Annotated in this window: 24 protein-coding genes; 9 read left to right on the top strand and 15 right to left on the bottom strand. The window is 39.2% G+C overall.

The features are described from left to right. Positions 1-160: 160 nt before the first annotated feature. Entirely contained in the window at positions 161-385 is a 225-nt protein-coding gene (locus IE339_RS02585; protein WP_053403038.1) for a hypothetical protein, read from the top strand. Between the two features lie 31 nt (positions 386-416). Here the strand turns inward: IE339_RS02585 and mutY are convergent, their stop codons facing one another. Beyond that, positions 417-1511, bottom strand: coding sequence for an A/G-specific adenine glycosylase (gene mutY / locus IE339_RS02580; protein WP_242173295.1), 1095 nt, complete (start codon positions 1509-1511; stop codon positions 417-419). Between the two features lie 194 nt (positions 1512-1705). Here mutY and IE339_RS02575 point away from each other — a divergent pair, with 194 nt between their 5' ends. Next, complete coding sequence (locus IE339_RS02575) at positions 1706-2686, top strand: metal-dependent hydrolase (RefSeq protein ID WP_242173294.1); 981 nt, start codon at positions 1706-1708, stop codon at positions 2684-2686. 23 nt (positions 2687-2709) lie between these two features. Here IE339_RS02575 and IE339_RS02570 read toward each other — a convergent pair whose 3' ends face one another. Continuing rightward, a complete protein-coding gene (locus tag IE339_RS02570; RefSeq protein WP_242173293.1) occupies positions 2710-2982 on the bottom strand; it encodes a YfhJ family protein in 273 nt (90 codons plus the stop codon). A 165-nt stretch (positions 2983-3147) separates the two neighbouring features. On the opposite strand from IE339_RS02570, the gene IE339_RS02565 reads away from it, so the two are divergent. Further along, entirely contained in the window at positions 3148-3306 is a 159-nt protein-coding gene (locus tag IE339_RS02565; protein ID WP_053403041.1) for a small, acid-soluble spore protein K, read from the top strand. 38 nt (positions 3307-3344) lie between these two features. Here the strand turns inward: IE339_RS02565 and IE339_RS02560 are convergent, their stop codons facing one another. Beyond that, on the bottom strand, positions 3345-3659 hold the full coding sequence (locus IE339_RS02560; RefSeq protein ID WP_242173292.1) for a YfhH family protein: 315 nt from the start codon (positions 3657-3659) through the stop codon (positions 3345-3347). Positions 3660-3789: 130 nt separating this feature from the next. Between IE339_RS02560 and IE339_RS02555 the strand changes: the two genes are divergently transcribed. Beyond that, on the top strand, positions 3790-4458 hold the full coding sequence (locus IE339_RS02555) for an SDR family NAD(P)-dependent oxidoreductase (protein WP_242173291.1): 669 nt from the start codon (positions 3790-3792) through the stop codon (positions 4456-4458). Positions 4459-4489: 31 nt separating this feature from the next. Here IE339_RS02555 and recX read toward each other — a convergent pair whose 3' ends face one another. Continuing rightward, entirely contained in the window at positions 4490-5302 is an 813-nt protein-coding gene (recX, locus tag IE339_RS02550) for a recombination regulator RecX (protein ID WP_242173290.1), read from the bottom strand. Positions 5303-5501: 199 nt separating this feature from the next. Here recX and IE339_RS02545 point away from each other — a divergent pair, with 199 nt between their 5' ends. The 4 genes from IE339_RS02545 to IE339_RS02530 all read left to right on the top strand — a co-directional run bounded on the left by IE339_RS02545 (position 5502) and on the right by IE339_RS02530 (position 8641). Next, a complete protein-coding gene (locus tag IE339_RS02545; protein WP_242173289.1) occupies positions 5502-6404 on the top strand; it encodes a TIGR01777 family oxidoreductase in 903 nt (300 codons plus the stop codon). 26 nt (positions 6405-6430) lie between these two features. Continuing rightward, the gene (locus IE339_RS02540; protein WP_242173288.1) at positions 6431-7558 is read left to right on the top strand and encodes an amidohydrolase; all 1128 of its coding nucleotides are present in this window, start codon (positions 6431-6433) and stop codon (positions 7556-7558) included. A 259-nt stretch (positions 7559-7817) separates the two neighbouring features. Next, entirely contained in the window at positions 7818-8378 is a 561-nt protein-coding gene (locus IE339_RS02535) for a GNAT family N-acetyltransferase (RefSeq protein WP_242173287.1), read from the top strand. A 131-nt stretch (positions 8379-8509) separates the two neighbouring features. Next, a complete protein-coding gene (locus tag IE339_RS02530; RefSeq protein ID WP_083446626.1) occupies positions 8510-8641 on the top strand; it encodes a YfhE family protein in 132 nt (43 codons plus the stop codon). A gap of 191 nt (positions 8642-8832) precedes the next feature. Here the strand turns inward: IE339_RS02530 and IE339_RS02525 are convergent, their stop codons facing one another. From IE339_RS02525 to IE339_RS02480, 10 genes are all read right to left on the bottom strand, one after another. Beyond that, entirely contained in the window at positions 8833-8991 is a 159-nt protein-coding gene (locus IE339_RS02525) for a hypothetical protein (RefSeq protein WP_242173286.1), read from the bottom strand. 129 nt (positions 8992-9120) lie between these two features. Beyond that, on the bottom strand, positions 9121-10059 hold the full coding sequence (locus tag IE339_RS02520) for an AEC family transporter (protein WP_053403234.1): 939 nt from the start codon (positions 10057-10059) through the stop codon (positions 9121-9123). 108 nt (positions 10060-10167) lie between these two features. Continuing rightward, positions 10168-11865 (bottom strand): NAD-dependent malic enzyme, encoded by a 1698-nt coding sequence (locus IE339_RS02515; RefSeq protein WP_242173285.1) that lies wholly within the window; start codon positions 11863-11865, stop codon positions 10168-10170. Between the two features lie 324 nt (positions 11866-12189). Then, a complete protein-coding gene (locus IE339_RS02510; protein ID WP_242173284.1) occupies positions 12190-12897 on the bottom strand; it encodes a response regulator in 708 nt (235 codons plus the stop codon). Further along, positions 12890-14497: a DcuS/MalK family sensor histidine kinase gene (dcuS, locus tag IE339_RS02505; RefSeq protein WP_242173283.1), complete on the bottom strand. Its 1608-nt coding sequence runs from the start codon at positions 14495-14497 to the stop codon at positions 12890-12892. Before dcuS ends, IE339_RS02510 begins: the two co-directional genes overlap by 8 nt. 137 nt (positions 14498-14634) lie before the next feature. Beyond that, on the bottom strand, positions 14635-16017 hold the full coding sequence (gene rlmD, locus IE339_RS02500) for a 23S rRNA (uracil(1939)-C(5))-methyltransferase RlmD (RefSeq protein WP_242173282.1): 1383 nt from the start codon (positions 16015-16017) through the stop codon (positions 14635-14637). A gap of 25 nt (positions 16018-16042) precedes the next feature. Then, positions 16043-16909, bottom strand: coding sequence for a DNA-3-methyladenine glycosylase family protein (locus IE339_RS02495; protein WP_242173281.1), 867 nt, complete (start codon positions 16907-16909; stop codon positions 16043-16045). 79 nt (positions 16910-16988) lie between these two features. Beyond that, complete coding sequence (pdaA, locus tag IE339_RS02490) at positions 16989-17750, bottom strand: delta-lactam-biosynthetic de-N-acetylase (RefSeq protein ID WP_242176087.1); 762 nt, start codon at positions 17748-17750, stop codon at positions 16989-16991. A 182-nt stretch (positions 17751-17932) separates the two neighbouring features. Continuing rightward, positions 17933-19474: a fumarate hydratase gene (locus IE339_RS02485; RefSeq protein ID WP_053403053.1), complete on the bottom strand. Its 1542-nt coding sequence runs from the start codon at positions 19472-19474 to the stop codon at positions 17933-17935. Positions 19475-19674: 200 nt separating this feature from the next. Next, a complete protein-coding gene (locus tag IE339_RS02480; protein WP_053403054.1) occupies positions 19675-19860 on the bottom strand; it encodes an SE1561 family protein in 186 nt (61 codons plus the stop codon). 155 nt (positions 19861-20015) lie between these two features. On the opposite strand from IE339_RS02480, the gene yfkAB reads away from it, so the two are divergent. Further along, the gene (gene yfkAB, locus IE339_RS02475) at positions 20016-21134 is read left to right on the top strand and encodes a radical SAM/CxCxxxxC motif protein YfkAB (protein ID WP_242173280.1); all 1119 of its coding nucleotides are present in this window, start codon (positions 20016-20018) and stop codon (positions 21132-21134) included. A gap of 38 nt (positions 21135-21172) precedes the next feature. On the opposite strand, the gene IE339_RS02470 is transcribed toward yfkAB, so the two are convergent. Next, complete coding sequence (locus IE339_RS02470; RefSeq protein WP_242173279.1) at positions 21173-22609, bottom strand: amino acid permease; 1437 nt, start codon at positions 22607-22609, stop codon at positions 21173-21175. Positions 22610-22904 lie beyond the last annotated feature (295 nt).

Below are 22904 nucleotides of genomic sequence, written 5' to 3'. Positions count from 1 at the left end.
CCTAACAATATGTATAACTTCAATAACCGTAACGATCTAAAGTTGTCTTCTTGCTTATTGTACATACTTACCTGTATAGAGCTCAACATTTCTTCAAAAAATAAACTGCTCTCACCATTATAGACGAGTCCCTCAATGAAGATTCAAAGGAGGTAACCACATGTACGTAGGACGAGATATGTCTGAACTAACCATGATGGCTAAAACAGATTGGAAAGACAGTGAACTGGCTTATTTTCATCATTCTTTACAACAAATGATGCCTTATCTTAATACTGAAGGCCAATCCATTCATAGCAGCATCATAAAAGAAATTGAGGCACGCGGTGGCCTAAAGCGTAATGAAGCTGATTATACGCATGGCACTCACATTGCTTATGATTAAAAGAAAAGGAGTCGCATTAAGGCGACTCTTTCTATTCGTATGAACGATATGCCTTTAGAATGTTTTGATGCGATACGGGAAGAGCATATTTCTCTAATTCTTCAAACGTTACCAATTTGAGCTTGTCATCTTCTTGAACGCTACCAATTATCTTTCCTTCATACACGTTGATCTTCCACGTCAGATGAGAGAAGATATGCTGAATGGTAGCGAAGGAATCACCAATTGTTACTTCTGCTCCGTACGCTTCTTTTACATACATTTGCAGACGTTCTTGATCTAAGTTCATTTCGGTATCAATCTCAGCATTTGGGAATTCCCATAGATTAGCTAAAAGACCTTTCTCAGGTCGTTTATGGATGAGCACACGATTTTGTTCATCCGTTAAAACGACTGCTGCTAAATGAAGAATGCGATTTGCTTTTTTCTTCGTTTTCACAGGGAGCTCATCCTGTACTCCCTCATCAAATGCTCGACAATGCTCCCTTACAGGACATAATAAGCATGACGGTGACGTTGGTGTGCAAATAAGCGCTCCTAGCTCCATTAATCCTTGATTAAAGAAGGATGGGTTCTCATTTGAAATTACAAGACGAATCACATCTTCAAACAATTTTCTTGTCTTCGGTTTGGCGATATCATCCCAAATGGACAACAGACGTGAGAAAACACGCATCACGTTTCCATCGACGGCTGGCTCTGGAACGCCGTAAGCAATACTTAAAATAGCGCCCGTTGTATAAGGACCAACACCTTTTAGCTTTGAAATTTCTTGTGGTGTGTTAGGAACAATTCCGCCATACGTTTCTTGCACTTCTTTAACGGCTGTTTGTAGATTTCGTGCGCGGGAATAATAACCGAGACCCTCCCAGGCTTTCAGTACATCTTCTTCATCCGCTTCTGCTAAATGCTTGATGGTCGGAAATTTACTAATAAAATTATGAAAATAAGGAATGACTGTATCAACTCGTGTTTGCTGGAGCATAATTTCAGATACCCACACTTTATATGGGTCCTGATCTTCTCGCCAAGGAAGAATACGTTGCTCTCGTTCAAACCAGGATATAAGATCATGTTGAAACTGTTCTGCGTCAAAACCTTTAATTAATTCTTCACTTTGTTTCACGTTCTACCCTCCGAGGTATTACTATAGATATAGGCAATATAATTACTTTACTTTCTAATTTGTTTTCGATATCATCATGAGAAACCATGATAAGCTACTGCATAGGTTTCAAGTAATAAGGATATCATGTTTTTTATGCAAACGCATGTTTGAATAAATTCCTTTTTTATACAAGTTCAAAGGAGGTTCACACCTTGGATACAGGTACTCATATTGTCATGGGGATCGCATTAGGTGGACTCGCTACGTTAGATCCAACAGTGGCTTCTGATGGCCATCTTGCTCAGGCTGTTATGACTGGAGTAATTGCCGGTTCGTTAGCTCCTGATTTGGATACGATTTTAAAATTAAAAAATAATGCTAAATATATTCGAAATCACCGTGGGATTACCCATTCCATTCCAGCCGTTTGTTTGTGGCCATTGCCCATTTTACTCATTTTGTCGGCCATTTTTCCTCATATTAATTTAGTACATCTATGGGCTTGGATCTTCACGTCTGTTATTCTCCATGTATTCGTGGATGTCTTTAACGCATACGGAACACAGGCGCTGCGACCGTTTACGAAAAAATGGGTGGCTCTAGGAGTCATTAACACATTTGATCCATTCATTTTCGTGGCTCATCTAGTAGGTATTTTAATTTGGGGGCTTGGTGCTAATCCTGCTTACACATTTATCGGGGTTTATATCGTATTATTGGGATACTATCTGATTCGTTTTTATCTTCAACACCAAGTTAAACAAGCGATTCACAAAAAAATTCCGAATGTCACTAAAATGCTGATTTCTCCAACACTTCGGTTCAATCAGTGGCACTTAGCCATTACAACAGATGAACGTTTTTATGTTGGAAGAGCATTTAAAGATGAAATTGTGATTTACGATGAGTTCGAAAAAATTCCAATTCCGAAAACAGATGTTATTGAAGCTGCCAAAGTAGACGAAAATTTGTCCGCCTTCTTATCTTTCTCACCCGTTCACAGATGGGAAGTTGAAGAATACAACGATCATATTGAAGTTCGTTTTATTGACCTCCGTTACAGAAGTAAGGGCTACTACCCTTTCGTAGCGGTCGTTCAGCTCGACTACCAATTAAATATTATTTGTTCATATACAGGATGGATCTTCAGCGAGAAAAAGCTACGAAAAAAGTTAGAATATTTACCAAATTAAAGGCGATGATGAATTCATCGCCTTTAATGTTTCTTCTCCTGATCGTCCGCTTCAAGAAGCTTTTTGAATTTTGGATTTCGAGTTTGAATTTCATGAAGCTTGTCTCCATATTGTTGGATCCATTGCGTCACAATTTTTTCAGTAAGCTCGCTTCCTTTATATTCATAGCCTGCTTTTGCGTAAGTTGCTTCAAAGTCCCCCCAAAGCATTTCTACCCACGTACGCCCTTTCTCATAGGACAATGATTCATTTTTGCTTAAAAGCTGGTTCGTTAACCTCTCAAAAATATCCTCCATACTTATTCCCTCTCTTTCCACTTAAATGATGAGACCCTTTTACATAGGACTCTTATTTTAGCCTATACTATGATTAACATACAGCATAGCTTCTGTATGTACTATAGCACAAAGTAAGTTGTCACATCAGTGAACAGCTTTTTTATTTAAAAGGAGTGGGTGACAATGCGTAATAAGTCCACAGAAGATATTCATCCAACGAATAATAAACTTGAAGGCGAACCGCGTGCAAAAGCTGAATTTGCTTCTAAGCGTGCAGATGGAACGATTAACACGCATCCTCAAGAAAGAATGCGTGCTTCAAATCAACGTACTGATGCCTAATAAAAAGCCGTTTCCTCTGTGGAAGCGGCTTTTCTTACTTATTTTTTCAGCATGGAAATAGGCAAAGCTTCTTCAGCCAGCTCCCCGCCCACTCGAAAGCCCCAAGCAAATACTCCGTTTAAGTATTCTACTTTAAAGTAATGACCTGGCGCTCCCTCAATTTCATAGACGTTTCCAGGATGAAATTGTTCTGGGTCTAGTAAATAGGCTTTTGCCATCGTCATTTTACGCTCTAAAACGGCAAATTCGTTCACCATACCAAGCTGTTCGGCTTTTTTTGCTTTTTCGTTTAGCACTGCGATTTCTTGTTGTAATTCATGATCTGTCATTTCGCTATATCGTTTCTCTTGCACGTAAAAATCCCCCTTTGCTTAGTTTTAAGTATAATCTAGTCTTCCTTGAAACAAAAGAAAGTTCGATTATAATGAAAGAGACTTTTGTAATCGTTTTACCTTACATATTAAATAGAAATGAGTGATCAATGTGCCTACTGTACTTATTACTGGTGGAGGAACTGGTTTGGGAAAGGAATTAGCTCTTTTATATGCGAAGAATCAGTATAATGTCGTAATTACAGGTCGTGATGGGACAAAATTAGCGGCCGTAAAAGAAGAACTTCTGCATTTTACCAAAAGCGTTCATACCATCGAAATGGATGTTAAAAATTTCGCAAGTATTAAACAAGCTATTTCAGAGGTAATCAGTATTACATCGATTGACGTCCTCGTGAATAACGCAGGCGTGGGATACTTTGGACCTTTCATTGATCTGTCCGAACATAATATTAATGAAATGATTGATACGAATGTAAAAGGGACGATTTTTATGTGCCAGGAGCTCATCCCCCACTTACTTACACGTCCGGAAGCGACGATCCTGAACATTATTTCTACGGCAGGGCTACGCGGGAAAGTAAACGAATCTGTTTATGTAGCGAGTAAATTTGCTGTAAGAGGCTTTACAGAAAGTCTGCAAAAGGAATACGAAGGTTCTGCTCTCCACATTAGCGGGGCATATATGGGAGGGATGGCCACACCATTTTGGGACGAAACGGATCATATTAAAGACCGCAGTCGCCTGAAAGATCCTGCGATTGTTGCAGAGGAAATCTACAACAGACAAAAGGAATTAGAGATTGTCATTGAATCATAAAAAATAAAGCGCGGACGATGCCGTGCTTTATTTATTCTTCTTCTTTTAAAGCTTCGAGAAAAGCTTGAATTTGATCCATAGAGAAACCTTTTCGGTACAGGCTTTGTTTCATTTTACTTTCATATTCCCAACCTTCATACTTTTGGTATCTTCTGTGTGCTTTCATTCCTTGATAACGAATGGCCTCTAGCTGTTGATCTTCATCATCTGTAAGTTCAAACGTTTCAAACAAACGATTGATTAAAGGATGAGCATAGCCTTTTTGAGTTAGGGCAAGCTGAATTTTTTGCTTTTTCATCATCGGAGCAAGCTTTTTATACTTTTGATCTAATTTTGTCGCATATTTTCCCGCTGCTTCAAGCTGTTGCTCACTGTCAAACGATTGCAGGCTCGTTGAAATATCCGCTTCCGATATTCCTTTTTCAATTAATTCTTGGCGAATGAGGTTTGGGCCTTTGATTGTTGTATTCACCTGCGTATTGACGTATGCTTTAGCAAACTCCAAATCGTTTAGGTACTTACGTTCATTTAGCATCGCGATAACTGCATTTGCAACTTCTGGTTCTAGTTCTTTTTTGATCAGATACGTATACACTTCTTTTGTAGACCTCATTCGGTGAGCTAAAAATGCAAGACTCATGTTATATGACTTCTTAATCGTATCTTCATGGAGAATGGTTGTTAGTTCTGTACTTGATAGTTCTTGTCCTTTGCGAAGCTGAAATTTGGCTAATACGTACTCATCTACACCAAAGCCAAATTCTTCGCCTTTTCCCTGATCAATGTACACATTGTATCGTTCACTGTTGTTTTTTTGTGTCGTAATCTTTGTGATTTTTGGCATCTTAACATCCCCTCCTTTAGAAAAAATGATGATCCTTTAAAATTATACTATAGATTCGTCCCACTCATTAAATCAAAGCGTCTATGCTAGAAAGAAGATGCTGTAGAACTGGCTTTGAAAACACGAATGGTTTAATGAATGATATACCCGTGTAAATACAAGATAATACTATGAGATAGCAAAGAAAGGATGTTTCTATATGAAGATTGTTATTGCAGGAGGCACAGGACTGGTAGGCTCTGCCCTCACTAAACACTTTTTACAGCAAGGTCACACGGTGGCAATTTTAACGCGAAATGCCAACAAACCAAAGCACGATCCAAATCTCTCTTATATTGAGTGGATGAAAACAGACAGCTATCCAGAGCATGAAGTAGAGGGCGCAGATGCCGTGATTAATCTCGCAGGAGTTTCACTGAACAGCGGTCGTTGGACTGAGGAGCGAAAGAAAGCAATTTTAAGCAGCCGTTTAGAAACAACGACTGAAATTGTGCGTATTTTGGGTGCTCTTAACCAAAAGCCTTCTGTTTATATTAATGCGAGCGCTGTTGGCTATTACGGTACGTCTCTTACGGATACGTTTACCGATTACTCTGCGTCAAGTGGGGATGACTTTTTAGCACAAACGGTAAAAGCCTGGGAACAAGCCGCTATGCAGGCTGAGAACATTGGCATTCGAACCGTTCTTGCTAGATTTGGTATTGTGCTTGATCGCAATAAAGGAGCACTTCCAACTATGGTGCTTCCGTACAAACTATTTGCAGGGGGCACATTAGGTTCAGGAAAGCAATGGGTTTCGTGGATTCACATCCAGGATCTCGTTCATATTCTTGCATTTGCAATCGAACACGAAGACATTGAAGGACCGTTAAACGTGACGACACCGCATCCGATTCGGATGAAAGAAATGGGCAAAGCAATTTCACAGGCCATTCACCGTCCTCATTGGCTTCCAGCACCCTCTTTTGCACTCAAAATCGTTCTAGGAGATATGAGTTTGATGGTGCTCGAAGGACAAAAAGTAATTCCGCAAAAGTTGGGTGAACATCATTACAATTTTGCATATAATAATATTGATGAAGCACTGAAAGATCTACTATAAGCAGCTATTTAGAATAGGAGTTTGTTATGGAAAAAGTATTATTTAAAAATGCGACCATCTATCCTATCACTACCCCTCCCCTTTTTAATCATGATTTGCTCGTAGAGAATGGAAGAATTAGTAGGATGGCAGAAAATATTCTTCCTGAAAACGGCGTGCATGTTATTGAATGTGGGGGGCAATATTTACTTCCTGGGTTTATTGATGTTCATACCCACTTAGGTCTGTACGATGAAGGGACGGGATGGGCAGGAAACGACGCAAACGAAACGGTCGAACCACTTACCCCTCACATTCGAGCTTTGGATAGCGTTCATCCTCTTGATTCAGGCTTTCAAGACGCCATTCAGTATGGGATTACGACTGTCCACATTATGCCTGGTAGTGCCAATGTTATCGGTGGGACCACATCTGTTATCAAGACTCATGGTAAGAACATTTCAAAAATGTTAGTTCGCGAAACTGCTGGTCTAAAAGTGGCATTAGGAGAAAATCCAAAGCGGATTCACAGTCAAGGAAATAAAGACTCTATTACACGAATGGGCATTATGGGGATGCTGAGAGAAGCATTTTATCAAGCCAAGCATGCAGATAATGTGGATGACATACGCGTAAAGCCACTTGTCCAAGCCCTGACCAAGCAAATTCCAGTTCGAATTCACGCACATCGCGCTGATGATATTATGTCAGCCGTTCGATTCGGAGAAGAATTTGACTTAGACATCCGTATTGAACATTGCACAGAGGGACATTTGATTGCTGAGGAACTAGGTGGACGCAATCTGAAGGTTAGCGTGGGACCTACTTTGACGCGGCGATCGAAGGTGGAGTTAAAAAACAAAAGCTGGACAACGTATCAAACTCTGGCTGATCAAGGCGTGGAAGTGTCCATTACCACCGATCACCCTTATACCCCTATTCAATATTTAAATATATGTGCCTCCATTGCGGTTCGTGAGGGATTTGATGAGAATCGTGCGCTAGAAGCAATCACGATTAATCCCGCTCGAAATCTAGGCATCGATCGTTCATTAGGCAGCCTAGAAACCGGAAAAGATGCTGATTTAGTCCTCTGGACACACCATCCATTTCACTACCTTGGAAAGCCTATTCTGACAATGGTTGCTGGAAAAATTTTATTTAAAAAAAATTAATAAATTACCTATTTTCTTTTTGGTTTTTTTTTAGTATGATACTTTTTGTATGAGATAATTAAATGAATTCACAATTTTATATAAATGCTGATTTTCAAGCTAATTGTTGACTGAAATGGGAAGGCAAATGGTGCGCCACCAGTTTTCTGGTTCTAGTGGGTTCGATTCCCACCCCGAAATTTTTTATGCACAACCAAAAAATTTCGAGGGGTGGGGCCAACGTGTTCTTAGGTCTGCCCCTGTCCGAGGGGGAAAAGCTATGTTAAAAAAACGAGACCTTCAAGACTGCCACGCTTTATACGAACTAATGGTGCACCCTGATGTCTTCCCTTTTGTTCGCCATAAAGCCCATTCTTATGAAGAATACCTATTTACAACAAAACAACTAATGGAAGCCGAAGAACATGGTGAACTCATTTCCCGTACGATTACGGACGAATGGGGAAATCCGATCGGTGCCATTAATTTGTACGACATACAGGATCAAGCTGGGTTTTTAGGTACTTGGCTAGGAAAGCCGTATCATGGAAAAGGCTATAATCAGCCAGCAAAAGAAGTGTTCTTCAACGAACTGTTTTACGAGCTAGGCATCGAACGAATCTTCATGCGTATTCGCAAAGTAAATATTCGCTCTGCAAAAGCGGCTGAGAAATTGCCGTACGTTACACTTGCAAACGATACGCACAAAAGCCTGTATGACCAAATTAATCAGCCTGAAGAAGTATATAACTTGTATGAGATTTCAAAAGACCTCTACACGTTACACCTACTTCGTACAGAACAGCAGGAAACTCAGGAAGATCACTTAAAAGAAGCATAATTATTCGTAAAGCCACGCCGTTCTCGGCGTGGCTTTTGCTGCCTTAAGAGTAGATGATTTGTTTAAAAGAAATGTTCAATGGAAAAACTAGAAAGATTGGATCATCATTTTATAACTGGAGGTAGAATACGATGAGTAGCACTCGTAAAAAAAGTGATCAAACAAAGAGCACATTAAGACGTGCACAGGAAGTTACATATGCCCGCGAATTTAAAATGGCTGATCGTGCTGGTGGCTTTGATATTAAAAAACCACAGTTTTAATGACTTCTGCGTAGAGAATGTTTGTCTATTTAAACATATGACAGACATTCTCTATTTATTTCCCTTTTTGTCGAAAATTTTCTTAATTTTTTTTATATACACACATTTTATCCACAGATCTGTGAATAATGTGGATAACCCTGTGAAACCTCTTTCAATCGTCCTCTACTGTTTAAAGAGATCGTGGATAATTAATTCGTATTTTTCTGAAAAATCTGTGGATAATGTGGATAAATCTGTGAATATCCTATGATATCAAGATTTCCGTTATCCACATTGGTGTTAATAAGTGCCCACTTGACAAATTCATCACCTTTGATCAAAATGGTATTTTTTGTAATTGTGAACATTTTCGAACACTCCCCTCACACCTCTTTTCCTACGGTTTTAAATTCGTTATAATAAGTTTGTGAAGTAATTAACAAACTTATTTCTTCAAAAAAATCCTCCCTCAAGGCCGAGGAAGGATTTATGGACAATTACATTAAAATTGAAATATAAATTGGTAATGAAATTAGTGATAAAACCGTACTCAATACGAATGAAGAAGCTGTTTCGGTTGATAATGAATCAAAGCGTGTTGAGATCATTGCAGCTACTGCTGAACCTGGGAACGCAACAAGTAAAATCGCTTTAACTGTATCAGCATGGTTTAGTCCTACTAAATGTGCAACAAGAACCATGAATAATGGAACAACAACCACTTTTAGTAGTGAAATTCCAATCGCAACACCTCGAAGGTTAATTTTGCGAATTCCAACTGTTACCCCTACTGCAAATAACGCAACACCAGATGTAACAGATCCGATTTGGTCTAATGTTGTTTTTAAAATATCAGGCGCTTGGAAGCCTAATAGTGTAACAACAACTGCTAGTAACGGAATACAAGCAAGCGGTTCACTAAGACCATGTAGAATGATACCTAATGTGTTTGATTTCTCGTCTGATTTTTCTTTAGAACCAATTGTACCAACGATTGTAGCTAATGGATCTAATAAAGCATTTACAACGATACCAGTAATGGCAATTGGAATAGCGACTTCTTGAGCTCCGAACAAGCTCCCTAGTACGGAAATTCCCATAAACGCAAATGCTGGCTGCGTTGAATTAAGAGAGAACATTGATGCTGATGTTAGATCATATTTAAAGATTGTACGAGCAATAATTAATAAAATGATATAAAAGCCAATAATACAAATTGTCATCGTTAAGAAGAATGACCATTGATCAATTAGCGTTTGCTTTTTCGTCGTTGTAATTCCGATGAACAAATGTGCCGGTAAGGCAAACTTTGTCACTAACGTGTTCAATCCTTTTGATGCGTCTGCGTTAAATACTTTAAAATACCCACCTAAATATCCTAAAATAATTGTAAAAAAGATAGGGATTAACGTTAAAAATATACTTCCAATACTCATTTCCAAAGCACTTCTCTTTCTCCAAAAATTCCTGTACAAATAAGAAGGCTTAAAGGAATACCTTTATGGCACTCCTTTAAACCATCATTAAAAAATCAACGTCTATTATTAAGCACGTTCAATGATTTTATATTCTGGTTTCCACATAGCATTTGTAATAGCTTGTTCGATATCCTCGATGTTTTCCTGAGCTACACCTTCTTCAATCGCTGCTTTTGCAACAGCTACGGCTACGGCTTTTGATACTTCTTCTAGTTGATCGATAGAAGGTAACAACGATGCACCAGGGAAGCTGCTGTCAGAAATATCTGCTACTGCATGTGCTGCCGCTGCTAGCATACCGTTTGAAATAACTTTCGCCTTCGCTACAATTGCACCTAGACCAAGCCCTGGGAAAACAAATGCATTATTTGATTGACCAATTTCATACGTTACACCGTTGTATGTGATGTCATCAAATGGACTTCCTGTCGCAATAAGCGCTTTTCCATCTGTCCATTCAAGAAGATCTGCTGGTACAGCTTCTGCTAACGGTGTTGGATTTGACATTGGCATAATAATTGGACGTTCAACGTGCTTCGCCATTTCTTTTACGATCTCTTCAGAGAAGGCACCAGCTTGTCCAGACGTACCAATTAAGATATGTGGTTTAACCTGTTTAATCACTTCTGCTAAAGGAATGATTCCTTCTTCATTACGTGCCCAATCTTTTACTTCTTCTGCATTTCGTGTATATGGCTGTTGGAACGGGAATACGTCTGAAACTTCATCCGTTAGTAATCCTCGGTAATCTACAGCCCAGAATTTATTGTACGCGTCTTCTGTTGACACGCCTTCTAGAACCATTGCATCAACAATTTGATCGGCGTTCCCGATACCAGCTGCCCCTGGTCCAAATACAACGATACGTTGTTCAGAAAGAGGAATACCTGTTACTTGTAGTGCAGACATGATTCCTGCAAGTGTAACAGCACCTGTTCCTTGAATATCATCATTAAATGTAAGAATTTCTTTTCCATATTTGTTGATGATGTTACGTGCATTAACGTTTCCTAAGTCTTCCCAATGGATTAGAACTTCTGGGAAGAAGCTACGTGCATGTGATACGAATAGATCGATGAACTCATCGTATTTTTCACCGCGTACACGATCAAATTTGTTTCCGATATATAATGGATCTTGAATTAGTTTTTCGTTGTTTGTTCCAACGTCTAAAACAACAGGAAGGACACGGCTAGGATCAATACCAGCAGCTGCTGTGTAAACAGCTAATTTACCGATTGCGATATTAATACCGCCTACCCCTTGGTCACCAATTCCTAGAATACTTTCTGAATCCGTTACAACGACTAAATCAATGTCATCTTCGCTGTATCCAAGGTTTTTGAATGTTTCTTCCATTTCATCCATGCTGTCGATGGATAGATATAGTCCACCTGGACGATGATATTCATGAGAATATTTTTGGATTGCTTCCCCTACCGTTGGTGTGTAGATAATTGGAAGCATTTCGCGCAAATGATCTTTTAATAGTCGGTAAAATAATACAACGTTACGATTGAATAAATCGTATAAAAGACCGTTTTTGCGAATTGGGTTATGCTGATCTTTGAACTGTGCGTAAGCTCTTGTTGCTTGCTCTTCAAGAGTTAATACGTTAGAAGGCAGTAGACCCTGAAGCCCAAGTTCTTTTCGTTCTTCTTTTGAAAAAGCTACACCCTTATTTAGGAATGGGTTGAGAAGAACTTCTTTCCCTTTTAAATTTGTTTTTAATACATCTTTTTCTGTCATGAAAACTGTATTCATAAACGTTCCTTCTTCCTAATTTAAAAATATATTGATTGTACAAAGCGTATTAATGAAATGACATTAAAAAAAGCCTAGACCTTCATATGTCAATGCAAAGCAAATGACGATACTTCAGATTTAACGGCTACCGTGTGTAAAAGCATCATCTAACACCATGAATACTTTTGTTCTGTGTTCTTAAATAAAACCTAGGTAAAATCACCAATTAATTGGTTATCTCTTTTCCTCCTCTATAGTAATCCTGCATTTTCTCGATGACTAGCTTATTTAATTTAGAGACAGACTTTTGTAATTAAAAAAAGTAAGCAGTGGTTTCGCTGCTTACAAATATTGCTGAATATGATGAGTCTTGGACTCATTAATTTTGTGCTGTGAAATAGGACGCCCAATATTTCCATAATGAACTTTTACATCTACCACATCAATATGCTTGAGGAACTTTAAATATTTCCGTACAGATACGCGTGAAATCCCTGTTATATTCACAATCTCTTCTGTCGAAAATGAATGAGATTTCATTTCCTGTACCGCATCCCATACCAGTTTTAATGTGTCCTGTGATAGACCTTTTGGTAATTCTTCAGGGAGGGCTTTCTCTTCATTATGTAAAATGCGTTCATCTAATTGCTCTTGGTTAATATGATCAGCGGATTGTAAAAAAGTATTTTTCTTATAGTAAGCTGTTAACGCAGCACTAAAGCGCTCAAATTCAAATGGCTTAATCAAATAATCGACTGCTCCAAGTCTTAACGCTTTCTGAATGCGCTCTGTATCAGAAGCAGCAGAAATGACGATCACATCCACCTTCATATCGTTCTCTCGTATATAGGAAAGTAATTCTAGCCCATTTTTCCCCGGCATAAAAATATCCAATAAAATGAGCTCAACTTTCTTTTCGTTTAAAATGAATATTGCCTCATCCACAGAGGAACAAGTTGCAACCAACTCGAAATCATCAATCTTCTCTAAATATCGTTTGTTAAATTCCGCAACCATTGGATCATCTTCTACAATCATGACCTTATTCATCCGATATCTCCTTTGCTATATAGGGTACGTAAATCGCGATTCGAGTTCCTTGTCCTTTCGTCGATGATATTTCTATTTCTCCGTTTAGTTTATCAAGACTTTGTTGTACTAGATACAGGCCAATTCCTCTATTTTCCCCTTTTGTTGAATATCCTTTTTGAAAAATATGATTTAACTGTTCTTTCGTAATACCAGATCCGTTGTCTGTTACGTCTACACTTAAGATTTCATCCGCGTAATCAAATTCAACCTCAATTCGTTTAATTGCATGACCATTTAAGGCATCCACCGCGTTTTCAATTAGATTTCCAATAATGGTAATGAGCTCATGTGTAACGTCTGTATCGCTTGGAGGCGGTAAGGGATACTCCATTTTAATCGTCATTTTGACGCCTTCTTCACGGGCATAACTTAATTTTCCCGTTAGAAATCCTGCTAACACAGGATCTTTGATCATTTTGGTAATAAAGTTTGTTTCGTTTTTACGATGGTCAGCTAATTCATTTATATAAAGGTCCAGCTGATCATATTTTTTCATATGCACCATTCCGAGAATAACATGTAGCTTATTCATAAACTCATGTGACTGCGCCCGAAGCGCATCGGCATACAACCGCACTCCTGTAAGCTGAACAGCCATTTGATGGATCTCTGTTTTATCACGAAATGTAGATAAAGCACCGACAATTTGACCTTTCACGATAATTGGAACACGGTTAACAACTAACACAATTCCCTTCACATCTTGCTCTGTTCCTAGCTCCTCTTGTCCATGAACCAAAATATTTTTGAGATTTGAACCTGGAATAATATCATCAATTTTTTTACCTATAAAATTGGTGTGGTCGACACCTGCCTTAGAAAGGATTTTAGCTGCCGCACGATTTACAAGAGTAATCGTAGAATGCTGATCAACCGCAATAATTCCTTCATGAGCTGATTGCAAGATAGCACTTCGTTCTTCCAGTACTTTTGAAATTTGCGCAGGCTCAAGTCCAAATAGAATCTTTTTTATGTAACGAGCTAGCAGGACAGCACCAATCACCCCAACTAAAATCCCCACTAACGTCCCTGTATAAATATTAGAGCGACTTCTGGCCACTGCTACATGAACTTTCTCAAGGGAAATACCTACAGATACTGCTCCTACCTGCTTTCCCTTTTCGTCATATACAGGTGTAAACGAGCGCAGTGATGTACCAAGCGTTCCTTTTGAAATGGAGATATGCTCTTTTCCACGTAGAACCGCCTTTTGATCTCCTCCAACAAACTTTTTGCCTATTTTACGTGGGTCAGGGTGTGAAAGACGTATCCCTTTATTGTCCATTACGACAATAAATTCTACTCCTGTCGTTTTTTTAATTTGGCTAGCAAAACGCTGAACACCGTTGTTAGGCTGCTGCTGTGAAAGAGCTTGAATAACAACTGGCGTCATCGCAACCGTTCGGCCAATGCTCTGGGCTTTTTCTCCTTCTCGTTTTTGAATAATATCTGCGGTGGTGCGACTCACTAAAATATCTGTAATAAATAAAGAAAACGCCACGACCCCGCATACTAAAAGCATAATAGTGAGCTGCAAGCTCCAACGCCCTTTTTTCAATTCACCTAAGCTCCTTCCACCGATCGTTCTTTTGATTTAATTTGCACCAATCTAGTATATAAATCCCCGTTTATGAGGAAAAGCAAAACAACTTGAACAGCACAAAGAAAGAGGAGTTGTATAAACTCCTCTTCGGGTTACATCTTTCTCACTAGCTTCGTTACCGTTTCAACATGAGCCGTATGTGGGAACATGTCAACTGGCTGAATGTATTCTACATCGTAGAATTTAGACAGCTTATCGATATCTTTTGCAAGAGTAGACGGGTTACACGATACGTACACAATTTTTTTCGGCTTCACTTTTAGCATCGTCTCCAACAGCTGACGGTCACAGCCTGTACGCGGAGGATCGACTACAATAACGTCTGGCTTCCATCCTTCTTTCACCCAGCGTGGTAGCCAGTACTCTGCTTTTCCTGCTACATAGCTAGCATTTTTAAATCCATGCTTTTGTGCATTCTCATTCGCATCGGTAATTGATTCCTTAATCGTATCCATTCCGCGAATTTCTTTTGCACCATCTGCAAGCCACAAGCCGATCGTCCCAACACCACAGTAGGCGTCTACGATGCGGTCTTCTCCTGTTAAAGCAGCTGCCTGCTTTACCTCATTGTAAAGCTTAACTGTTTGGGTAGGGTTTAGCTGGAAGAATGCGCGGGCAGAGAGTTCAAAGGATAGATCTCCGAGCGTTTCCTGAATAACGTCTTTTCCATCAAGCGTAAACGTTTCATCCCCAAAGATGAGCGATGTTTTACGGTTGTTGATATTTTGAACAATTGATTTTACCTGTGGAAGACGGCGCTTTACTTCCTCAACTAGTAATTGCTGACGAGGAATCTCTTTTTGCCCTGTAATAAAGACTAGCTGTACTTCACCCGTTTGAAAACCTTCGCGGATAACAAGCGTACGAATTACTCCTGTGCGTTTTTTCTCATCATAAACAGAGATTTTCAGGTCTTGTAAAATTTGTTTTACTGTATTCATTACTTTTGTCGTCACTTGATGCTGCACGATGCAGTTTTCAATATTAATAAGACGATGTGAGTTTGCACTGTATAAGCCGGCAATCACTTTATTATCCTTTAGCCCCACTTGAAACTGTGCTTTGTTTCGGTAGTGCCACGGATCTTCCATACCAATTGTCTTCTTGATTTTATGTCCGATCTCATTGAAACGCGTATGGCGCTCAAAAGCTTGAAGAACAATATCTCGCTTCGCGTCTAATTGGGACGGATATTGAAGATGCTGCAGCTGACAGCCTCCACATAATTCGTAGATCGGGCAAGGAGCGTTGACCCTTTGCGGAGATTTCTTTTTAATTTTTTTAATTTTTGCCTCTGCAAATTTTGGGTGTGTATTGGTTACCTCAACGACTACCTCTTCTGTCGGCAAAGCACCAGGAACAAACACGACGTGACGCTTGTAATAACCGACACCCTCTCCGTTAATGCCCAAGCGTTTAATCGTAATTAAAAACTCTTGTCCCTTTTTTATTTTCACTTCTGTTTTTATATTCATCGTGACAACTCCGTTTTACTCTTTTTTATTCGATGCTTCTCCATAAATAAAGAGAAGCATAGCTTGCATATGGCTGCCACTCTTTGCTGAGCGACTCCATTTCGTCTAGTGTTGGCTTCGCACTTAAGTTAAAAAGGTTGCGAATCGCGTTTTGTAGACCTATATCAGCTTTTGGAAACATGTTCAGTCTCCCTAAAGCGAACATTAAAAAGTTTTGCGCCGTCCACGGCCCAATTCCTCTAATTTTTACTAATGTTTGAATTACCTCTTCATCTGATTGATTTCGTAGTGATGAAAGGTCAAGTTCTCCTGACACAATCGCTTTTGAGATATCTATGATGTACTCACTTTTTCTCGTACTTAAACCTAGCTCCTTTAGCTCTTCATAGTTTAAGGAACATAAGCGGTCTGGTGACGGATAAAACCACACTCCATTATGCTCTACTCCGTACGTTTTGACAAATCGATCTGTCAAACGATGAGCAACCTTTAGGCTAAGCTGCTGATGAATAATGGATTTGAGAAGACAGCGAAAAAAATCAAACTCCAATACTAGAGGTGTACCCCGGTGCTCTTGAAACAGTGAACGCAGGTTTGTTGAAGCAAAGTGGTCGTGAATCGTGGGAAGTAATTCATTCCATTGAAACAGGCGCTTTAGCTCCTCTAACACCGTGACTTCATCCGCTTCGTCTAAAATATCAATTTCAAATGCAGGGGAGTCAATTGTTCCCGTGCTTTTAATCTTCACCGAGATATTTCTATCATCTATTACAATCGGAACAAAAATGGTGTTCTGTTCGATCTCTACACGATTTAACGAATCTAATGATAAACGGTCCATCACAGCCCCAAAATCATACGGTGGGGGAACCACGATCTTTGTTCTCAACATTGTGTTCAACCTCCGAACATTTTATCCTCATTATAACACGAAAAAGACAGCTCTTTTTAAAATGAGAGCTGCCTAAAATCTACTTTGGTTCTAAAATCATGGAATTCATATGTTGTGTTTCTTTAAGCATGTATTCATCCAAGCTTCGGAATTCATACCCTTGTTTTCGAAGGTCATCGATTGATTTCCCCAACGCTTCTGCGTTGTCGCTTGAAACAGTATGAAGCAATAAAATCGCTCCTGGATGAATTTGTGCCATAATATTATCGTACGAATAGCGCCATCCCTTTTGTTGATCGGTTTTCCAATCGACAAAAGCTAACGACCAAAACACCGTTGTGTATCCTTCATCTTTCGCAAGACCAAGTACTCGATCACTGAATATTCCTCTTGGTGGCCGTAAATACTTCATATCTTTTTTACCCGTTAATTTTGTATATTCTGTTTTGACACGCTGCAATTCTTCTTTTAGTTTTGTATCATCTACGGTTGTCAAATCAGGATGATGCCATGAATGATTTCCAACAATATGACCCTCGCTCGCCATTCTTTTTACAAGTTCGGGCTGATCGGTCAAATAATGACCCGTAACAAAAAAGGCAGCTGGCACCTTCTTTTTCTTAAGTACATTTAATACTTTTTCGGTGTATCCATTTTCATACCCATTATCAAATGTTAAGTAAATATGTTTTTCGGTCGTATGTCCGATATAAAATGAATCATGCTTTTTTAATAACTGATCATAAGCTGCTCCTGCTGAAGCTGGCTCATGATTTTTACTTTTGCTGAATCCCCAGTGGATCGGCGTATTGGAAGAAGCACCGTACGCTTCTAAAAACATGCCCCCATTAATTAAAAGAAGAGCAGTAATTGCAAAGAAAAGTTTTTTCATCAGCTCTACTCCTTTCTCCTTTTATTTTTTGTGACATGTATGAGTTCATGCGATGCATTGTTTTCCATTCTTATTCATTTTTCTACCAAAAAAGCCAACCTTACAAGAAGGCTGGCTTTCTAAACAAACGTTTATTTAAATACAGGCTCTTTGAATTGAGCAAGCTTTTCAAGCGATGATTTGTCTACATCTTGATGTAGGCTATTACCATGCGAATCCATCGTGACAACAGCAGTGAAATCTTTCACGCGAAGATGCCACATTGCTTCTGGAATTCCGAACTGTGTATAGTTCACACCTTCAACCGCTTGTACACATTCTGCATAGTATTGAGCTGCACCACCAATGGCATTTAAATATACGCCACCATGCTCTTTTAATGCTGCGAGCGTTTTTGGTCCCATTCCGCCTTTACCCATTACTGCACGAATACCAAATTTCTTCATGATATCCCCTTGATAAGGCTCTTCACGAATACTTGTCGTAGGGCCAGCGGCAGCAACGTGCCATTTTTCGTCTTCATCTTTTAACATTACTGGGCCACAGTGATAAATAATTTGACCATTTAGATCTACTTCACAGTCATGATCGCTCAAGTATTTATGAATCGCATCGCGACCTGTGTACATCATCCCAGTAATACGTACAACGTCGCCCACTTTTAACTCACGAATTTGCTCTTCAGAAATTGGCGCTTGTAGAACCACTTCTTTTGTTTGATTTTCTACTTTTTCTTCTTCTTTTTCAGCTTCTTTCGGGAACGTAACTTCTTCACCTTCTTGATAGAGCCACTCTTGAATTTCACCCGTATCAGGATTTAATTTTACTCCTAAACGGCGATAAGCCCAGCAGTTATATGCAACTGAAACGAAGAAGCTTGCTGGAATACGGTGAATTGTGCCGACTTTACAACCAAGAAGCGTTGTTTCACCACCGAATCCCATTGTTCCAATTCCAAGCTTGTTCGCATTTTCAACAATGTATTCTTCTAATTCACGTAATTGCTCATTTGGATTTTCATCATCAAGGCTTCTGAACAGCTGTGCTTTTGCAAGTTCATAGCCAGATGTGCGATCTCCACCGATGCCGACACCGATGACACCTGCACTACAGCCTTGTCCTTGTGCTTGGTATACGGAATGTAAAATACACTTACGAATTCCATCCAAGTCACGACCAGCACGTCCTAACCCTTCAACTTCACACGGAAGGCTATACTGAATGTTTTTGTTTTCACATCCGCCGCCTTTTAAAATTAAGCGCACATCAATGTAGTCGTTTTCCCATTGCTCGAACTTAATAACAGGGTTTCCTTCTCCGAGATTGTTTCCACTATTTTCTCCTGTTAATGAATCAACGGAGTTTGGACGAAGCTTTCCGTGCTTAGTTGCTTCTACGATTGCCCAATAAATAGCGTCCTTGATTTTTAATTGATTCACTCCTACAGGCGTATAAATTTTGAATGTAGGCATACCTGTATCTTGGCAAATTGGTGACACATTCTCATCTGCCATTTGGATATTTTCTGTAATCGTAGCAAGTGACATCGCTGCACGAGTTCCTGAATTTTCACGTGTTTTTGCTTTCGCAATTGCTCTTCGTACATCTTTTGGTAAGTTCGTTGATGTTTCGACAATTAATTGATATAAACTTTCTTTTAGTTGTTCCATCATCGTTTCCTCCCTAATCCCCTAGCATTATTAGCGACCAAGCATATAGCATTTTTAGAAATCGCTTTCTTTTCTATCAATATGTAGAGTCAGTGCGAGTAAAATCACTGTTTACCTTGCACACCGGTCCTTCTATAATGCATTATACTCCTTTAAAAATTCAGTTAAAAGAGAAAAAAGAAAAAGCTCTCACAGCGAGAGCTTTATTTCCAATCCTTTTTAAACTGCTCATATTTAAATTCCAAATCATCAATCATTTCGATTAAGCGGTCAATATCCTCAACACCTGCATCTTCAGGCTCCATGGATTCAAGAACATTTAAAAACATATTTAAACGATTTTTCAAATAATCTACCTGTTTTTCTTTATCATGAATAGAATTTCCCATCGTTGATCGCTCCCTTCGCTTCTTATCGTAACCAATCATTTCATAATTGACAACTAACTCTAATAAAATTCATAATAGTTCCTAGTGTGTTTATATTGGTTGATTTTCCATTTTTACAGAAAACGACCCTACATTTTGATTCAAAGGAGTTTTTTATGAAGACCTTAGAACGAATTACCACGTCATTCGATCCGTGGGAAGCTTATTTAGATATGAAGCAGTACGGCAAGCCGACACTTACTAACATTGAGTTTACAACAACAACTCTTTGCAACATGCGCTGTGAGCATTGTGCGGTTGGTTACACACTACAACCAAAAGATCCAAATGCCCTGCCAATTGAGCTGTTATTAAAACGTTTAGAAGAAATTCCTACATTACGTTCTTTAAGTATTACTGGGGGAGAACCAATGCTTTCCCTTTCATCTGTTAAAAACTATGTAGTTCCTTTACTGAAATATGCTCGTGAACGAGGGGTACGTACACAGATTAACTCCAACCTCACACTTGATCTTTCTCGTTATGAACTAATTGTTCCTTATTTAGACGTTTTACATATTTCTCATAACTGGGGAACGATGGATGATTTTGTTGAGGGTGGTTTTGCGATGATGGATCGAAAACCGACCGTTGAACAACGGGCTAAATATTTTGATCGTATGATTGAAAACAGCCGTGCTTTGACAGAAGCGGGTGTCATGGTATCAGCAGAAACGATGCTCAACAAACGCACACTTCCACACATGGAGAAAATTCATCGTCAAATCGTTGATGAAATGAAATGTCAGCGTCATGAAGTTCACCCTATGTACCCCAGTGATTTCGCTAGTACGCTTGAAACACTAAGCTTAGAAGAGATGCGCAGTGCCATTCATCACCTACTAGATATTCGCGATGAGAAAACGTGGATGTTATTTGGAACACTTCCGTTTTACGCATGTAGCCAAACGCAAGAAGATCTTGATTTATTAAAACGACTTTATGCAAGCAAAAATGTAACGGTTCGTAATGATCCAGACGGTCGTTCACGTTTAAACGTAAATATTTTTAACGGTGATGTGATCGTCACAGATTTTGGTGATACACCGCCTCTTGGAAATATTAAAGACACGCCGCTTCAAGAATCATTTGATCGTTGGCAGCAGTCACAAACCTCTAAAGAACTTAGCTGTCACTGCCCACAAGTTCAATGTTTAGGGCCAAATATTTTAGTTAAAAACAGCTATTATAAAGATGTAGACTTCCAAAAGAATTCTGCAAACCTGATCAAATAAATAAAAAGAGGGTGTTCCTAGGAGCACCCTCTTTTCGTTTATAGCATCATTTTTTTATTTCTTTGCAGTTGTATTTCTTGTGGCTCATCTTGTCCCCATGACACCTTTTTCATTTTAAAATAGTAGTACACATAACAAGCAATCGAGCATCCAACACCTAGATATAGGGCAATCCGCTGTTCCGGGTCAAACGCTAAGCTAATGATGACTAAGCAGTTTGTAATGAATGCTAGGATCGGGAGGAACGGATAAAGCGGTGTTCGAAACTTTAGGTCTTCTACCTTTCCACCTTCTCGTAGATACTTCCTACGAAATCCTAGATATGAACCTGTAATTGCAATCCAACCTACTTGTGCCCCAAACCCTGCAAGGGATAAGAGCCACACAAAAACCGTTTCTGCAGCAAAGAATCCTGAAAGTAACGTTAGAGCAGATACTGCTAGCGTAATCACTAGCGCGTTCATTGGTACTCCTCGTTTGTTAACGCGACCAACGCTTGGGCTTGCCATCTTTTCTTTTGAAAGAGAGTAGAGCATCCGTGTAGCCGCATATAAACCTGAATTCGCAACAGATAAAAGAGCGATTAAAATAATAAAGTTCATCACGTCTCCTGCATACGGAACACCGATATTATCTAGTACGACAACAAACGGGCTTTTATCCACGCCTGCTTCATCACTTGGAATTAAAGCCGCCATAATAGAGACGGAAATAATAAAGAAAAAGAGCGTACGCCAAACCGTTTGTTTAATCGACTTTGGAATCGTCTTCTCTGGATTTTCACTTTCTCCAGCCGCAATCCCAATCAGCTCCGTTCCTTGGAACGAAAAGTTTACGGTAATCATTGTAATAAGCAATGCCTTAAGCCCATTGGGAAATAGCTTCTCATCAAAAAAGTGTGATAAAAAAGGTGCTCCTTCTCCGCTTTTCATATCAAGTAAGCCAAACATTGCTGCGCCGCCAATTCCAATAAATAAAATAATAGCAATAACTTTAATACTTGAAAAAACAAATTCTGCTTCTCCAAAGGCTTTTGCTGATAGTGCATTTAATAAGAAAATGAGTAACGCGAAGATCAGGCACCATATCCACACAGGAGTATGCTCAAACCAACGCTTCATAAGCTGTCCAGCTGTTAAAAATTCGAGTGCCACCGTTACAGCCCAGCCTAACCAATATAACCACCCCACCGCAAAACCTGTAGCTGGTCCGACAAACTTTGTCGTATAGGTATGAAATGAACCTGTTACAGGCATCGCAACTGATAGCTCACCTAAACATAGCATCGTCAAATACATAATAAAACCGCTAACTAAATACGCAATAATGGCTCCAACAGCTCCAGCTTCATGAATCGTGTAGCCCGATCCGACAAAAAAACCTGTTCCGATACATCCTCCAAGAGAGATCATAAATAAATGCCTTGTTTTCATACTTCGCTTTAATTCTTGTGTATGATCATTTGATATGTTCATTGGGAAGACCTCGTCTCATCGTAAAATTGTAAACGCTTACTATTATTGATATAAAAATTAAAAATTCCGACTATTGATAACCTGTCCCTCCTCCTTTAAATGCTGTTTAACCTTTTATTCAGTTTACGAATAAATGAACAATGGTTCAACTCGACAATTTTCCTAATATTTATACAACTTTATTATTTCTTAGGAAATAATGGTCACTTTTTGTTTATTTCTGTCTTTATAAGGCATTCATTCGACACTTATTTGCCAAACCAAAAACACGCAATCGGAAAAACCGATTGCGTGT

Origin of the sequence: Priestia koreensis, from assembly GCF_022646885.1 — a bacterium.
Lineage (GTDB): Bacteria > Bacillota > Bacilli > Bacillales > Bacillaceae_H > Bacillus_AG > Bacillus_AG koreensis_A.
This window is presented reverse-complemented; position numbering and strand designations above follow the sequence as displayed.

Bases quoted from the DNA above. Each gene is read 5' to 3' on its own strand.
- IE339_RS02585 (WP_053403038.1), top strand. From the start codon at position 161: ATGTACGTAGGACGAGATATGTCTGAACTAACCATGATGGCTAAAACA.
- IE339_RS02570 (WP_242173293.1), bottom strand. From the start codon at position 2,982: ATGGAGGATATTTTTGAGAGGTTAACGAACCAGCTTTTAAGCAAAAAT.
- IE339_RS02565 (WP_053403041.1), top strand. From the start codon at position 3,148: ATGCGTAATAAGTCCACAGAAGATATTCATCCAACGAATAATAAACTT.
- recX (WP_242173290.1), bottom strand. From the start codon at position 5,302: ATGCCAAAAATCACAAAGATTACGACACAAAAAAACAACAGTGAACGA.
- IE339_RS02545 (WP_242173289.1), top strand. From the start codon at position 5,502: ATGAAGATTGTTATTGCAGGAGGCACAGGACTGGTAGGCTCTGCCCTC.
- IE339_RS02540 (WP_242173288.1), top strand. From the start codon at position 6,431: ATGGAAAAAGTATTATTTAAAAATGCGACCATCTATCCTATCACTACC.
- IE339_RS02535 (WP_242173287.1), top strand. From the start codon at position 7,818: ATGTTAAAAAAACGAGACCTTCAAGACTGCCACGCTTTATACGAACTA.
- IE339_RS02530 (WP_083446626.1), top strand. From the start codon at position 8,510: ATGAGTAGCACTCGTAAAAAAAGTGATCAAACAAAGAGCACATTAAGA.
- IE339_RS02525 (WP_242173286.1), bottom strand. From the start codon at position 8,991: ATGTTCACAATTACAAAAAATACCATTTTGATCAAAGGTGATGAATTT.
- IE339_RS02520 (WP_053403234.1), bottom strand. From the start codon at position 10,059: ATGAGTATTGGAAGTATATTTTTAACGTTAATCCCTATCTTTTTTACA.
- IE339_RS02515 (WP_242173285.1), bottom strand. From the start codon at position 11,865: ATGAATACAGTTTTCATGACAGAAAAAGATGTATTAAAAACAAATTTA.
- IE339_RS02510 (WP_242173284.1), bottom strand. From the start codon at position 12,897: ATGAATAAGGTCATGATTGTAGAAGATGATCCAATGGTTGCGGAATTT.
- rlmD (WP_242173282.1), bottom strand. From the start codon at position 16,017: ATGAATATAAAAACAGAAGTGAAAATAAAAAAGGGACAAGAGTTTTTA.
- IE339_RS02495 (WP_242173281.1), bottom strand. From the start codon at position 16,909: ATGTTGAGAACAAAGATCGTGGTTCCCCCACCGTATGATTTTGGGGCT.
- pdaA (WP_242176087.1), bottom strand. From the start codon at position 17,750: ATGTTTTTAGAAGCGTACGGTGCTTCTTCCAATACGCCGATCCACTGG.
- IE339_RS02485 (WP_053403053.1), bottom strand. From the start codon at position 19,474: ATGATGGAACAACTAAAAGAAAGTTTATATCAATTAATTGTCGAAACA.
- IE339_RS02480 (WP_053403054.1), bottom strand. From the start codon at position 19,860: ATGGGAAATTCTATTCATGATAAAGAAAAACAGGTAGATTATTTGAAA.
- yfkAB (WP_242173280.1), top strand. From the start codon at position 20,016: ATGAAGACCTTAGAACGAATTACCACGTCATTCGATCCGTGGGAAGCT.
- IE339_RS02470 (WP_242173279.1), bottom strand. From the start codon at position 22,609: ATGAACATATCAAATGATCATACACAAGAATTAAAGCGAAGTATGAAA.